The following is a 14400-nucleotide window of genomic DNA, read 5'->3' on the forward strand; positions in this document are numbered from 1 at the left end:
TTTTTGAACCAACATGTTTTTTATTTTCATTAATTTCTTTAAAACTAACTTTATTAGCCCAGAACCTCATTTTTAAACCTTAAATTTCCATAAAGACAGAGGTTTGCAACCTCAAACTATAATCAATTCATCTGTATCATGCTTTGCATAACCAAATCGTGTTATATCACAATATTTGGAAAGCTTCATTATCATGATACTATCTTCCTCAGAAAATTTCTTTTCAAAATTACCTTTTATTTCCAAGATAATATTATCCAAGGCAGTATCACTGTTTTGTATTTCATAGACAGAATACTGCAACCTTCCACCAAATTTCCTAATATACTTGTTAAACTTGGTACGTAATTTGTCGTCTTTTATATCATAGCTGATTATAACCATTATATCACCTGACCACAAATACAGGAAATTCCTCGGCCTTTTTGCCCTTCATAAATGCCCTATAGTAGCTTTGAACATACATAAAAATTTCCACCTTCTTTTGCAGAATTGGCTGCATTAAAAAGCCAATATATTTTCCATTATTCTCCCACTTCAAAAGAAAAGCTCCATTGCGGTTGGTAAAATCCTCTGGCTGGCATTGCTTTAAATTAACAGATTTTCTTACCTGCATATCTATAAGGCTCCTAAAGGGTTCCACCAAATCACATACCAAGGATTTTCGCATGTAAAACTCCCGGTGTAATACACCGCAATAAGTATCAAAACCAAAAGCATTTAACAAGGCATCAATATAATTAAACAGTATGGTATACCCTATATCCAGGGTACTATTTATAAAATCACATTTTATCCTCGGCTTTCGCCCCTTCCATTCTATATCACGGTAGTAGCATTTAAAATATTCTCTGGCAGATAGCCCTTCCAATCCCAATAAGCCCGATAGCTCTCCAGTATAGGATCTTATTCTAGTAACAAATTCATCTAAACGTGCTATTGATAACTTAACATCTTCCGATTTATTGCGCTCAGCCATTAAAAGTTGGCGCGAATTTTCAACTTTATTTTTCAATAAATGCTTTGCCAATTCTAAACCGCTATAGGCATATTGTTTACGTCGCAATATCACATTTCCTTCCATTCTTCCACCAAGCATTTCATAGGTTTTCATGGAGGAACTCATTAATACGATTAAGAAACAAAACTTGCGGGCAGCCTTGAATACGGCATTTGTAATTGAAATATTGCCTATCAGACACAACATAAACAATCTGTAGCAGGTGGACTGGTGGCGAATTTTCCCATCCTTGTCCTTAACTATTATGTTGTCATTTGAAAAAGCAATTTTCTCCCCTTCATTAAGCAAAACGAACACGATTTGTTTGGATTCAAATTCAGGCTTACTAATCATATTAAACCTCTGTCACATGCTGGTTCGTAAATACATCTTTGACACTTTTTAATATTAGTCTGCTGGAAATCGTCCAAAGAAAAATCTCTTATTGCTTTAATTGTACTTTCGAATTTAACAGACATTATATGGTCTTCACAGGGAAGCAGGATGTCATAGTTCTTATTGTCATCCATGGAATGAAAACGGATATTAGACACGGTATATCCCATTTCCATCAATGCAAAATATTGGGCATAAAGCTGGAAAACATATCCATCATAAATGTTTACAATCCTTTTTTTCCGCTCAGTCAGAACGCCATTGGCCACATCGAATATGTCTATTTTGCCCACAAGACCATACTTTTCTGATACAACACTTATCCCCTGCAACACATCTTTGCGAGTAGAATAGCATTTTTCATCAACAGTTTTATGGGCTGCTTTACCAGAAATCTGATCACTATTCTGGTAAAGCAGCGTTTCTTTATTCCCATATAACTGGTGAAAATAAATTGATACCGGGCAAAAGATAAAATCATTCAGCCATGAAATCAATATATAATCATCCATTGTTTTTATATTCCTGATTTTGCATAAATTTAAACCATGCTGCGTTTTCTCCACCTTTACCGTAATTATGCAATTTGCCATCCTCAATTCCTCTTATAGTCATGAGACCTTTCAAAGCAATATGATATGCACCGTTGGCATCAGCATTCATCGGCTCAGTGGAAGTGGCCTCGCGGGAATCAAAGAATTTACCTGGGGCATATTCCACAGGGGATAGGATAAAGTCATTTTCATTTTCTGTTCCGCTTACGGTATATCTCATTTTCAGCACCAACCGCAAATAGAACAACAGCGTACTCAAAAAATGTTTATCTGCAACCTCTGTAATATGAGATACAAGATTCTCCCCACCTACATAATCGATACCATGAGCTTTAAATAATTCTTTCAGCCGGTCAGTAACGGAATAAGCCTTTGTCTCCCGTGTTTTTGCAGAATACTCCCACCGCAAATCTCCGCACGTACATACCACCCATTCATTTCTGGCCATATCAACGCCAAAACTTCTGTAATCAAAGGCAAACTCAAAATAATCTGCCTTGGCATTATAGGAAATGCTGTCAAATTTCCGTATTGTATCCTGGGCCTTGGTAATATTTTCATATCTCAGCTTGGCATTAAGCAGATTCACAAATCCTGTTTTTGGATCAATGTGTGAAGTATAAGACGGTATCACATAATATATACAGCCTGTCTGTTTGCCAATCTTATCAAAGCTCTCAAACTTATCCGTCAGCTGTAAGCCCTTTGCATAAGAACCATTCATTTCATAACCACGGTCCTTAAATACAAGATAGTTAAGCTTATCTATCATGGCTTTTTCAAATTTCTGATAAACCTGCTTTTCCACCTTTGTTCTGCCACGCTTAAAACCAACATTGAGGTTCTCAAGGACAATGACAGCATTATACTGCAGCATTAACTGGGTAAGCTTATATACCACCTGAGACAAATACCCTGCTTTTAATTCCTTGATGTTCTCTATGGTTTCCCAAGCCTGCTGGGCTACATGCTTCCCTTTTTCCTTTCTGTCCAGCAAATCATGGTAATCCGTTTCCTTGTTGACCTTCTCACCCTTATCATTTGTGTAACTGCCAGAAATCTTATTAAGTGAACCCTGTTCCAAAATATCCCCTGTCTGATTAATGACAGTGTAATACAGTAAATGTCTTTCACCACGGTCAATGCCTATAATGCACACATCAGGATTATTCTCCACAAAGCGGTTAATCTTTTCGTTGTACTTTATAGGCTTATCCGCCCGGAAATTCAGAGTAATCGGACAATGGAAATAGAATTTTCTTTCAGTGTAGCGCTTATCTTTAATCAAATCATAATTAAATACACTTTCCTTCTTGGTATTGAGCGGATTTTTATTGGCAATAGGCTTGTTATGCTCATGAGTAACCTGAAACTCAATTGACGGATTGCGCATAAACATTTCCGCTTCACCATTCAGTTTTATAATTGGCTGTGTTCCCTCAGTAACGGCCTTTAAATTCTCATCGCTGAACACCCCATGCCAATACATTGTATGAAGGTTATCCGTTCCCTTTTTCTTTTTCTTATCGGAAAAATCCTTTGTATAAAGCTGGAACAAATACAGCTTATGCTGTGAAACCATCTCATCAATATATTCTGTTGGAATCTCCACTTTTTCCAACGAATAAGTCTGCTTATCTATGTCCTCATAAAACTTATTTGCATTGTCATATTCCGCTGTATTTTTAAACTTAAACTTGAAATATTCATTCCATTCCGGGTGAATGGCAATTGCTGATTTCATAAAGTCTATCCACTCAGCAACAGCCTTACGATCCCCTGCCGCTGCAGTATATAGCTTTTTCTCACGAATTTCCAATATTCGTTTTGAAATCAAATGGCCAAAAATTTTTTCGTTAGAACCAGCGAAAACAACTTTTGGTAACATTTTGGCGGAGCCGGAAACTTGCTTATACTTAACCTTATAATATATGTCTTTGGAGGAATATTTATCCAAAAGGTGTGGATTCTTTTTAAAATCAAATATATTCTTTGATTTGCTGTCTGCTACACCCAAGAAGTATTTTCCATCTTTTATAAACAGGAAGCAGCCATTGGCTGTTTCATTGTTATAGTCCCAACCAGCCAGCATTGTCGGCATGTTGAAGGAAAGTTTCATCTTTTCATCAGAATAAGGTTTCTTGGTAGCAAAATTTCTGATTCTGTCATAAAGGATACTAAATTCGCTCAGCTTATCATATATAGCATTAAACTCGTTGCTAAAATCGATGCCATTTTCAGGAACATCCATCTTTTTCCTGCCGTTATACATAGAAAACAGCTTATATTTGCGTATTGCCTGAAGCATAGCATCCAAATGTGGTTTATATTGGGTTATTTTATCCAAATCAGGAAGAGTAGCGTCCAATGCATTTTTCTGAATGAAATAATCCTTCAAGTTAAATTTATCCTGAATTTTAGCTGCATCATCAGCATCCAGCACTTTGCAATACTCAGAAAAATACTTTTCCAACTCAGCCAGATTAATTATATCCTTATCATATTTTCCATTATCCAAGGCATTTCTGAGAATACTCCAATCCCCAAAAAGAGCCTGGGATAACTCAGTTAATGGCTGGGTTTTTACATAAATATTTCCATAGTTATCTTCAGTAAATATCTTCTTGTACAACTGCAATAACTCATTGAAAAGTGCATAAGAAACTTTATACCCATTCTTGGCACATTCTATGGCTTCCTCATTTCTATTTATTACTTCAGACATAAAACTGTTATCCCTGTCACTGAGTATCTGCTTGTACAACATTGACATAACAGGCAGTTCACGGGCTTTGATGCCATTTTTCTGACGATATTCATTTATCAGGGAATTAACGCCCTTGAAATCAGCATCATCAATTGGTCTGCCAATACACTGATAGTTGTATTCATCTATTTTGCTTTGACTCAGTATTTCCGAATAAGCTGTCGGCGAGAAAAACTTTTCAAAGCCCTTAAGGGCAGAATATAACTCAGGATACTTGGCTTTGATTTTTTCATATATTCTTATATTGCCAAAATATGTCACCATATTTTGATCTATCACCCGAAAAGCTATGGCCGTGGACTTGTCCTCAGAGCTAAACATATTCTCTCTGGCCTGCTTATAATTAGTAAGATAGGTTACAAAGCCTTCAAATGATTCAATAGCTTTGATATATTTCTCTCTGTCTTCAGCAGAATATTTTGCATTGTTATTCAGCCAGTTAATCAATCTGCTGTCAACTTCAATCTTCTTTTTACCTTTACCGGCTGGGGCATCTACTTTGGCTTTAAGCTTAACCAAGTCCTTTAATTGATCAGAGCCCAACAAATAATCCTTTAAATTTCCGAAAGCCTTTACCAAATCCTTCCTCAATTTTTCACAGCATGAGGAAAAAGCATTAGTATCGCGGTTGCAGTACAAGTCATAGGCATTTTCAAGCAATGCTTTATCCAAAGTAAATGACGTAAGCGCATCTTCAATATAAGCCCTGTAATAATCATCCAATAGTTCTTTAAGCACACCATAATACTCATTACGCTTTTGGTCATTGAACAAAACACTGCACTGGTCACTTTCGAGCCACTTCTTAGTTTCTGGAACTGGTCGTGCCTCAAATCTTAAAGTTTTGGAAACTGGGTATTGCCCTACAAATTCATCAATAAACGCAACCATGTTTACACCTCTTCCTATAGTTATTGCAAAAGCACTGTATTAAACCTTTTCCCCTAAAATATTTCTATACTTTTCAAAAAATTCCCCCTTCATGTGAATTAATTTTCATTGACTTTATATTAGCACTTATGTCTTCCACTGGAAACACTTTGTTGTTACTTTTTTTGACCAAGCTAGAGAATGTAGGTTTGGAATGGACTTTTTCTTTTGCCGCTATCTTATAAAGATATCTCCTTGGGTGTATAATACAAGAAAGAGTTTTATATAATGGTTCAAAGGGGGATTTATACCATGAACAAAATAGTTGAAGCCCTGAAAAAAGCAGACACCTTCTTTATTGCCACCATTGATGGGGACCAGCCAAGGGTGCGTCCTTTTGGTGCTGTTGTCGAATATGAGGGCAAGCCTTATCTTTGCACTGGCAATAAAAAGCCATGCTTTGCCCAGATGAAGGCCAATCCGAAGGTTGAAATCTCAGCAGTATACCCTGACAAAAGCTGGCTGAGACTTACCGCAAAGGTGGAAGCAATCGACAGCGATGATATCCGCTCCGCCATGCTGGAGGAATATCCAAGCTTAAAGGGAATGTATCATGTTGGAGATGGGGTCTTTGAAGTATTGGAAATCAAGGAAGCAAAAGGCGGCATATACTCATTTGCTGCTGATCCTGTAATATTGTAAGGGAATACATGAATTTTTCCACAACAGAAAGAGAGGTAATGTGTATGCCTTGTAAATCAAAGCTTGCAGCATTTATTGTACTTTGCAGTATGTTGATATCATCAGTGGCCTTTGCACATAATATGCCCTGGGAGGAAATGTATGTGGGAGGCGTAGGCCCGGGATGTACCCTGGGCTATGTAAAGGAAATATATGGTGAACCCATTGACAAGATTGAATCTACAACCGATTGGCTTCATATTGTAACCTACAAATATTCTGAGTCTTTTTCTATTACTGGCCGCTCTTTTACAGAGGAAAATATTCCCGAAAATGAAATGATAGTTGCGGGATTGGTACTTAAAGACAATTCCCTGTCTACCCCAAGCGGCATCCGGGTAGGAAGCCCCTATGAAGAAGTCATACACAAATTTGGCTACGGTGATGAAGTAAAACTTAGCGGCAAGACCTACTATTGTTTTAATGCCCCTAACTCTGCCGTGGAAATGTCCTTTGGGGTTGATGGTGATTATATTATTACTGAAATACGTGCAGGTACTGAGCTTTAACTATTTGGATAACTCAATATGCGGTTTTCCTGTGGAGTGCTGCAACCTCATGGGATAAGGTCAGTCTTCGGACTGGCCTTTTTTTGTGGCTCACTATTCCGGATATTTGTGATATCATATAAAAATAATGAAAGGAGACATTTATGGACTGGCTTTTCAATATTGATAAAACCCTTATTTTCGCCGTGCAGGATAATATAGTAACTCCTCTGCTTACCCCTTTTATGCGGGGAATATCCTTTGTTGGGGAATATGGTGCAATATGGATTATATTGGGCATTGGCCTTTGCTGTACAAAAAAATACCGCCAAACTGGCATAGCTGTCCTGATTGGGTTGTTATTTACCCTTTTGGTGGGAAATATCTTTTTAAAACACCTTGTAATGCGGGCAAGGCCATGTATAGATTTTGCGGGAATATCGGTTTTGCCTGTTACGCCGCCTGCAACCGACTATTCCTTTCCCTCCGGTCATTCCTTCAGCTCTTTTGTCGCAGCTACGGCTATTGCCAGTACAAAGAAAAAAGGCTGGATTATCGCCGCATTTTCAGCGGCCTTTATAATGGCTTTTTCCAGGATATATCTGTTTGTCCACTATCCTTCCGATGTGCTTACGGGAATGATTTTGGGTATTGTCTTTGGAATACTGGCATGTCATATTTCCAAATTCATATATAAGCATTAACGAATAACGTATTACGTGTAGAGACCCCCATAAGTTAGACCAAGTAATCTAACTTATGGGGGTCTCTACACAGCTCCATGTATATTTGAGATTATTTGATTTTTGGGAACTGCCCTAGTAATAGCCACCTCAAATTATTTACTTTCCCCCAAAGAAATTCATAATCCTCTGCCAGCCAGTTTTGTCACTGTTTATCAGCTTTTGGGCATCATCCTTGGTGAAGCCCCTGGCTGCATTGGTGTAGTAGATATTCAGCTCCGGGGCGGTTTTAAACAGGGATTTGTCATCATCAAAAACTATATAATCCCTGATATTATGTGCCTTACAGTAATTCAGTACGCTCCGTCCCCTGTCCAGTTGGTCAAGCTCCTCAGTCTTATCCATTATGCGGATTTTTTCAGGGGCCATGGCGTGAATTAACTCCTTTATATACACCGCATGTTTACCATCACTGTTGAAGCCCGTTTTCCATGAAGAAGTGAGGACAATGCCCACCTCATGGTTATGCTTCCCGTTCAGATAGGCCATGTATTCAAGAAAGCAGCTGATACATTTGCTATTTAAGGTAAAAGGGCGCTTCCAGTCCATTTCCGTGTTCAGTACCCCGTCCACATCCAGAAATATATAAAACATAATATCACGTTCCTTATATTGATCCCTTATATTAAAAACCTAATTTACCTAATCTTATCAAACCAACAAAGCCTTATCAATCAACGATTTGACTTCATTATTTCTTGCTCAGATATAACACTTTCCCCTGCTCAGGGATATAAAGAACAGAAAAGGAAATACATCCCAAAATAAAACGTATATACAAGTAAATAAAGGCACGTAGAAGCGGTTATGCTTTTCATCAGGAATTGTATAATTTCTTCCAGTGCCATCAGCAACAGAGGGTCGGAAGCCGACCCCTGTTTCAATTTTGGGGGAAATTAAAGAAGCCGCCCCCTGGGTTGGGAACAGCTCTATGGGTGTATTTAAGATTATTTCTTTTTGGGTGAATGAACCTCATTTGGAGGGTCGTATTGGCATAATCTGCTGATTTGCTGCCTGAATTTTCTTGAGTGATTCCTCTGTCCAATTCATACCCAGCTTTTCCGCTAATACCTCCAATTCCTTCATGTCCGTTGTGTGGCACATCTTTTGAGTTAGAACATTTATTTCGTGCTTTGACAATTCTTTCATCACTTTCAAACGCCCTCCTTCCGAAACTTAACACTATTGTTGAATGGTCCTCATTTTGGGAAGGGCGTATCGGATAATTGGGAGGGGGTCGCATTCGCCAAGAATTCCTTTTCTTCTGGCAGCATTTCTATCCCGTAGTAATCGTAAATCTCGGTAAACGCTGCCAGTCTTTCCGATGGTGTTTTTGCTTCGTAGGCTTTCAATGCTAATTTCCAAGGATTCGGTTCCATTGTCAAACTCCTTTCTAGGTTGAATGACCCTCAAATTCAGCGGTTCATATTGGCCAAGGACTGTTCTAACGCCATCCGTTCCTCGTACTCCCGTCTGAGGATTTCCTTCCCCTCTTTCTCCACCAGTTCTCTTGACATCCCCGGTGTTCTTCGCATTATCTCGTTGACGAATTTCTCCAGCGGCAATGGCTTTATCGAGGTTAATCTTGCGTTGTCTTTTGACTTGTTCATCATTTTCAAACGCCTCCCCTAAGTTGAATGACCCACCAAATTTGAGGTGCACCCCATTTTGGGAGGGTTGTATTGGTTTATCCCTTACATTTAAATCATAAGGTATTTTTTTGCCCTTTCTTCCGCTTCTTCGTCTGGCATATCGGGATAAGCCTTTTGCAGACAATAAACCACTTCTTCCACCGTTTTTGCTTCTGCTATTCGGTAAAACCATCTCATAGTTTCTGTCATAATCAATACACCCCCTGTTTAGGTTGAACGGCTCTCAGTGGTATGATCATATTGGTAATTTTTCTTCTAAACTTATATTCTCCTGTGACTGGGATGGAGGCGCCTTCATGAAAATTTCCTTCTCCTCTGGCAACATTTCTATTCCGTAATGATTGTATATCTCTGTATATGCTGCTAACCTCTCCGATTCATCCTTCGCCTTGTATGCTTTCAAGGATAATTTTGCTAATTCCTTCATCATTATTAAACATCCCCCTTATTAGGTTGAACGGCTTTTATTGGGATGGTCCTATTGGATAATCGCCAAAAGGCTCAGACCTGATAGCAAATATCTTGTTCCGAGTATTTACATATTAAAAATGTTCATTACTCTTTTTTTGGCTTCCTCATCCGTTATCCCCGGACAAGCCTTTTTCATGTACTGTACTGCTTCTTCAAATGTTTGTGCCTTTGCTATCTTCAGATACATTTCCAATTTTTCTGACATACCACCCACACCTCCTGATTCGTTCGCGGTCAAGGGAGATTTTTCAGTAGATGACTCTTTCATAATCAACGACCCCCATAGTTAAATGGACATTCATTTTAAGAGCATCCTTGATTGATGCAAATATCTTCTCCATTTTTTATCGCTAAGAGTTCTTCGGAGAACTTCTTTATTTCTTGAGGTGTTTTCGTCGGATATACTATTTTGCAATACTTCATTATTTCTTCCAGAGTATCGGCTTCCAACATCATTCTATAGGCTAGTATTTCTTCTCCCATAAGAGATGCACCTCCTAACCATATTTTATCAAAACCATGTCCTCTTTAGGTCGCTTCGCAAGCGACATAACAACCACTTGAATATGGTTTTAGGTTAATCAATATTTATTATCTGTATGTTATCATTTTTTTTTAAACTTGAAAACATTTACCTGTGCAAAAATATAGCCAACATAAAAATCATGTGTTCCACTTTATTTTTTTGGGGTGGCAGCCAAATTTTTATTTTTAAAGTCCGGCATATATCAGAGCCCTGTTGGAGAATATAAGTTCTCTGACGAGGGCATTTTTTTGACCTGACAGATATTGCAAAATATAAATGTTAATATAGAATATAGAAAAGAATTATTATTAACAAATATTGAGGTTTAAAACTCTGCTGATCTGTCATAGTATACGGAGGTGGGTTGAAATGACTGATAGCACATATAAAAGTTCACCATTCAGGATAGAAGAAATTGATGAATTATATAACAATGTCCAGAAATTCAGATCCACAAAATTTACCGGCAAGCTATTTGAATTTATAGCCAATTTTCCTAAAATTGCCCCGTATAATGCCATGCTGGTTTTTATGCAAAAGCCCGGCAGCTCCTATGTGGCCACCGCAAAAGAGTGGAAGGAAAAATATGGCAGAAGCCCAAAATCCACCGCCAACCCGCTGGTTATATTAAAAGCATTTGGCCCAATAGAATTTGTCTTTGAGGCAAACGATACTGAGGGAAAGCCTTTGCCCCAGGAAATAACTAATCCTTTCAGAACTGAGGGGGAGATTTCCCGAAAACACTACGATACATTTTTTAAAGATATCATTAAGGAAGGTATCGTTGTAAGGAAACAAAATTATGGTACTGGTATGGCTGGAAAAATTCAAAGACTTCAGAGCAGCAGCAGTATTATTCTTCCAGAAGGTAAAAAAAGCATAGAAGTATCACATTGTTTTGATATTGTAATAAATGAATCAATGAGCGAAACTGAGGAAGTTGCTACCATATTTCACGAACTGGGCCATTATTTTTGCGGACACTTTAAGATGCCGGACAAAATAAAGCATATCCCAAGAAGAATGGTCGAAACTTTAACGGATCAGGTAAGGGAGTTCGAGGCTGAAACAGTTTGCTGGCTTGTCTGCAAACGGCTGGGGATTATTAATCCATCTGAAAAATATTTGAAGCATTATTTGGAAAATAATAATGAGGTGCCAGAGGGAATAAGCTTTGATGCCATTTTAAAGGCCTGCGGGAAAATAGAAAACATGCTGCTTGGTAAATACAAGACACCGAAGGAGTTAATTATAAACGTATACAAGTGAGGTGGTTGGCATGGAACAATTAACAAGAAAACAAGGAATAGAATTGACAGAAAGACTTCACCAGAGCTCCAATGTAGACGAGATTTTGGAAATATCACAAAAACTAGGGATGGACTTCACCCGTCAAGAGGCCATCGAATATATGGAAAGAAATCTGCGAATAATGGCGTTGGATAAAAAATAAATGTCACACTTCAACATGGGGGTGTTCATTATGGAAGAATTAACAAGACAGCATGGAGTGGAATTGATAAGAAAGCTTCGACAGAGTACTGATGTGGATGAGATTTTGGAAATATCCCAGAAATTGGGGATGGATTTTGATAGGCAGTCGGCCAATGAGTATGCAGAAACAAATCGGCGAATAGAGGCGTTGGATGAACCAAAAGAGAAGTGAGGTGGGCGTTATGGCTGAGAAGAACACTAAAACTTATCCAATATGGAAAAACGGAAAAATACTTTTCAAGGGTATTGAACTTACGGAGGATGAAGCATTGGCACTGGTAATGAAAATGGAATACGGCGACCCGAACATCGACAAGCAAATGGAAATCGACATCAGAACAGAAATTTGCGGAATGCCGTTGGAAAAAGCTATTGATTTTACGGAGGGTCGATACCCTGATATTGATCGTGCAACACAGCTTAAGATTTTAGACAGATGGATTAGGGAAATAAAGGAAGGTAAATTGTAATAGCAGTTCTGATAGATTTCTGTTAGGAGGTTTTTACAATGGATGCTGAAAGATGGATGCAGCTGCACCCAGAGATAGATATGATAGCGGCTATAAATAAAATTAAGGATTATTTTAAAGATAATTTATATCAGATAATTCTTTTTCCTCCAACAGATAGATATCCTTTTCTTGAGATACTTCTTGACGAACATGACCACGATAACTTTTACTCTGATTTATCCGATGAACTCTTATTTGATATGGATTTAGGTACTCTATACAGGGAGAAAGATGATTTTAATGCACTTTTACCATTTGGTGAACAAAGTAATTATATAGCCAGAGAAGGAATTGTGTTTTATGGACCAGAACTGAAACGTCCAAATTATGATCTAAAAAAAATGCCTGTAGATGCAAACTATGCAGAAAGACATGATATTAACTATAGATTTAATATGGCTTTTAATGTTGGGTATGTTTTGGCGCAATCAATCGAAGCATTTGCCTTTAAACCAGTTGAATTAATTGAAAGATGGCTTACTTCCCAAACAGCTTATGATGTTTATCAATTAGGGCATTCTTATGACGAAAAATATCATTATCCAATGAAAAGTGATGTAATATTTGATGATTTTGCAAAAGAACTCTCGTTAAATTGGGTTGGCCCGCAGATCGTTAATGCCATAGTAGATAAAAGTCCAATGTTTTGGTTGGGGTATATGCTTCAACACCTTATGTATAAAGATGGGCTTCCACCGGCAACACTTTTAAAAAAATATAATATTAGACGGATAATAGCTGACATTGAAATACTCTGGACTCTCTGCGCAAATGATGCAGTAGATATTCTTTCTGAAAAATATACTTTGAACAATTGAGTAAAAAATCTGGAATGTGGGGTGATTACCATGCAGAAAGACAGATTTACAGAACTTGCATTAGAATTGTTATTTATTGACGATGAGCAACACAAAGAAGCGATATTTCAAGAAATATGTAAACTGGAAGCTGACAGAATAAAAGAAGAACACATATTAGAACAAATAAAAGACCTTATTCCTGAAAGAGAGTTGGAATATTATAAGGCACTTTTAACCGCTAAAGATGATGAACAGAAAAAAAAAATAATCATATCCCATGCAGAAAAATCAGGCATTGAGCTTGTACCAGGCGAATTGGAAATATATATAAAAAATGCTACCCCTAAAAAAATATTGCACCAATTATTAGACATAGCGTTTCATAATGCAACTGATCCACAAATGATTATATATCTTGGAAATAAGTTGGGGATGAGCTTCACTCAGGAAAAAGCTGAAGAAATTGCAGAAAGGCATAAATTCTTTAAGGTTGGTAAGGCATCTGAGCTTTAAGAAAAATATTGATTGAGCACCCTTCATGGGTGCTTTTCTTTTTTGGGTGGGGCGTATGCCGTGGGGCGGCTGCGACGCGAAGCTAGTCCCGACATGGGCTCTTTCTTTTAAAATCTGTGTGCAGCTGCGGCCACGGCTCTTGGGTGGGGTTCAGCGAGCATTCTTCAAAAAGAGCGAATAGTCATCTAATAAAAAATGCTGGAACCAGTTACTAGTTCCAGCATTTATTTTAGAAATATTAAATTTTATCAATAGACCAGGTGCTGTAGCCCTCATAGGCATAGGAGGCGTCGATGCCCTTCATATACACTTGGCGGTCAGTGATTTTGTCCGTTAAAGCATCTTGCAGAAGGGCCTTTATTTCCTTGTTGCGCACGGGGCTTCTTTCCATGGCCAAAAGGTAATCCTCCTTGTCCACCTGACTCCAGTCAACTACCTTGCCCAGTTCCTTTTTTAGTATGCAGTCCAGCCATATTCTTGTACTGCGGCCATTTCCCTCACGGAAGGGATGGGCCACATTCATCTCCACATACTTCTCAATAATATGGTCGAAGGTATCCTGTGGCATTTTATCAATATTGCCAAGGGCTTCACTTAAATACAGCACCGGTGCAAAGCGAAAATTTCCCTTTGCTAAATTAACAGTCCGCATGACACCGGCAAAATCATATACATCCTGAAAAAGATATTTGTGTATTGCCTGCAGGCCTTCAAATGTGCCTACCGAAAAGGAATCCAGCAGCTTTTTATCATAAAGCTCCAGTGCTCTCTTTTTGCTCAGGCGTTCCTCTATATGGGCCAGTTCTATGGAATCCGTTATACCAAGTTTATTTTCCAATGCATTTGCCATAGACTTCTTCATCTCCATTTCCA

General features: G+C 38.1%; 22 protein-coding genes. 9 read left to right on the plus strand and 13 right to left on the minus strand.

Features of this window, described 5'->3' with window-relative positions:
• Positions 1 to 111 precede the first annotated feature (111 nt).
• The 4 genes from cas2 to cas12a are packed head-to-tail and all read right to left on the minus strand — an operon-like array spanning position 112 to position 5608.
• Positions 112 to 384, minus strand: coding sequence for a CRISPR-associated endonuclease Cas2 (cas2, locus tag T525_RS0112950; RefSeq protein WP_027407521.1), 273 nt, complete (start codon positions 382 to 384; stop codon positions 112 to 114).
• 4 nt (positions 385 to 388) lie between these two features.
• Positions 389 to 1354 carry a type V CRISPR-associated endonuclease Cas1 gene (gene cas1 / locus T525_RS0112955; RefSeq protein ID WP_027407522.1) on the minus strand — a complete coding sequence of 322 codons (966 nt, stop codon included), beginning with the start codon at positions 1352 to 1354 and terminating at the stop codon, positions 389 to 391.
• Complete coding sequence (gene cas4 / locus T525_RS0112960) at positions 1351 to 1908, minus strand: type V CRISPR-associated protein Cas4 (RefSeq protein WP_072031665.1); 558 nt, start codon at positions 1906 to 1908, stop codon at positions 1351 to 1353. Before cas4 ends, cas1 begins: the two co-directional genes overlap by 4 nt.
• Positions 1901 to 5608, minus strand: a complete 3708-nt coding sequence (cas12a, locus tag T525_RS0112965; protein WP_027407524.1) for a type V CRISPR-associated protein Cas12a/Cpf1 — start codon at positions 5606 to 5608, stop codon at positions 1901 to 1903. The genes cas4 and cas12a overlap by 8 nt, the downstream gene beginning before the upstream one ends.
• Positions 5609 to 5899: 291 nt before the next feature.
• Between cas12a and T525_RS0112970 the strand changes: the two genes are divergently transcribed.
• From T525_RS0112970 to T525_RS0112980, 3 genes are all read left to right on the plus strand, one after another.
• Positions 5900 to 6289, plus strand: coding sequence for a pyridoxamine 5'-phosphate oxidase family protein (locus tag T525_RS0112970; protein WP_027407525.1), 390 nt, complete (start codon positions 5900 to 5902; stop codon positions 6287 to 6289).
• Positions 6290 to 6333: 44 nt separating this feature from the next.
• Complete coding sequence (locus T525_RS0112975) at positions 6334 to 6837, plus strand: hypothetical protein (protein WP_027407526.1); 504 nt, start codon at positions 6334 to 6336, stop codon at positions 6835 to 6837.
• A gap of 143 nt (positions 6838 to 6980) precedes the next feature.
• A complete protein-coding gene (locus T525_RS0112980; RefSeq protein WP_027407527.1) occupies positions 6981 to 7520 on the plus strand; it encodes a phosphatase PAP2 family protein in 540 nt (179 codons plus the stop codon).
• 138 nt (positions 7521 to 7658) lie between these two features.
• Here T525_RS0112980 and T525_RS0112985 read toward each other — a convergent pair whose 3' ends face one another.
• From T525_RS0112985 to T525_RS15295, 8 genes are all read right to left on the minus strand, one after another.
• A complete protein-coding gene (locus tag T525_RS0112985; protein WP_027407528.1) occupies positions 7659 to 8153 on the minus strand; it encodes an HAD domain-containing protein in 495 nt (164 codons plus the stop codon).
• Positions 8154 to 8531: 378 nt separating this feature from the next.
• Positions 8532 to 8711, minus strand: a complete 180-nt coding sequence (locus T525_RS16460; RefSeq protein ID WP_156945826.1) for a hypothetical protein — start codon at positions 8709 to 8711, stop codon at positions 8532 to 8534.
• Between the two features lie 47 nt (positions 8712 to 8758).
• A complete protein-coding gene (locus tag T525_RS0112995; RefSeq protein ID WP_027407529.1) occupies positions 8759 to 8938 on the minus strand; it encodes a hypothetical protein in 180 nt (59 codons plus the stop codon).
• A 36-nt stretch (positions 8939 to 8974) separates the two neighbouring features.
• Complete coding sequence (locus T525_RS0113000) at positions 8975 to 9172, minus strand: hypothetical protein (RefSeq protein WP_027407530.1); 198 nt, start codon at positions 9170 to 9172, stop codon at positions 8975 to 8977.
• Between the two features lie 87 nt (positions 9173 to 9259).
• Entirely contained in the window at positions 9260 to 9400 is a 141-nt protein-coding gene (locus T525_RS16465) for a hypothetical protein (RefSeq protein WP_156945828.1), read from the minus strand.
• A 46-nt stretch (positions 9401 to 9446) separates the two neighbouring features.
• Positions 9447 to 9641 (minus strand): hypothetical protein, encoded by a 195-nt coding sequence (locus tag T525_RS0113010; protein ID WP_027407531.1) that lies wholly within the window; start codon positions 9639 to 9641, stop codon positions 9447 to 9449.
• Positions 9642 to 9746: 105 nt separating this feature from the next.
• Positions 9747 to 9887: a hypothetical protein gene (locus T525_RS16470; protein ID WP_156945830.1), complete on the minus strand. Its 141-nt coding sequence runs from the start codon at positions 9885 to 9887 to the stop codon at positions 9747 to 9749.
• 98 nt (positions 9888 to 9985) lie between these two features.
• Positions 9986 to 10165, minus strand: a complete 180-nt coding sequence (locus T525_RS15295) for a hypothetical protein (protein ID WP_037325716.1) — start codon at positions 10163 to 10165, stop codon at positions 9986 to 9988.
• 412 nt (positions 10166 to 10577) lie between these two features.
• Here T525_RS15295 and T525_RS0113025 point away from each other — a divergent pair, with 412 nt between their 5' ends.
• Genes T525_RS0113025 through T525_RS0113050 form a run of 6 tightly spaced genes read left to right on the plus strand, consistent with a single transcriptional unit; the run spans position 10578 to position 13527 of the window.
• Positions 10578 to 11477 carry an ImmA/IrrE family metallo-endopeptidase gene (locus tag T525_RS0113025; protein WP_027407533.1) on the plus strand — a complete coding sequence of 300 codons (900 nt, stop codon included), beginning with the start codon at positions 10578 to 10580 and terminating at the stop codon, positions 11475 to 11477.
• A 10-nt stretch (positions 11478 to 11487) separates the two neighbouring features.
• Positions 11488 to 11661, plus strand: coding sequence for a hypothetical protein (locus T525_RS16475; RefSeq protein ID WP_156945833.1), 174 nt, complete (start codon positions 11488 to 11490; stop codon positions 11659 to 11661).
• Positions 11662 to 11691: 30 nt separating this feature from the next.
• On the plus strand, positions 11692 to 11874 hold the full coding sequence (locus T525_RS0113035; protein ID WP_027407534.1) for a hypothetical protein: 183 nt from the start codon (positions 11692 to 11694) through the stop codon (positions 11872 to 11874).
• Between the two features lie 10 nt (positions 11875 to 11884).
• Positions 11885 to 12172: a hypothetical protein gene (locus T525_RS0113040; protein WP_156945836.1), complete on the plus strand. Its 288-nt coding sequence runs from the start codon at positions 11885 to 11887 to the stop codon at positions 12170 to 12172.
• 38 nt (positions 12173 to 12210) lie between these two features.
• Positions 12211 to 13032, plus strand: a complete 822-nt coding sequence (locus T525_RS0113045; RefSeq protein ID WP_027407536.1) for a hypothetical protein — start codon at positions 12211 to 12213, stop codon at positions 13030 to 13032.
• Positions 13033 to 13062: 30 nt separating this feature from the next.
• Positions 13063 to 13527 carry a hypothetical protein gene (locus T525_RS0113050; protein WP_027407537.1) on the plus strand — a complete coding sequence of 155 codons (465 nt, stop codon included), beginning with the start codon at positions 13063 to 13065 and terminating at the stop codon, positions 13525 to 13527.
• Positions 13528 to 13765: 238 nt separating this feature from the next.
• Here T525_RS0113050 and fic read toward each other — a convergent pair whose 3' ends face one another.
• Complete coding sequence (gene fic, locus T525_RS0113055) at positions 13766 to 14377, minus strand: protein adenylyltransferase Fic (protein WP_037325718.1); 612 nt, start codon at positions 14375 to 14377, stop codon at positions 13766 to 13768.
• Positions 14378 to 14400: the final 23 nt, after the last annotated feature.

Origin of the sequence: Anaerovibrio sp. RM50 (genome assembly GCF_000622005.1) — a bacterium.
Lineage (GTDB): Bacteria > Bacillota > Negativicutes > Selenomonadales > Selenomonadaceae > Anaerovibrio.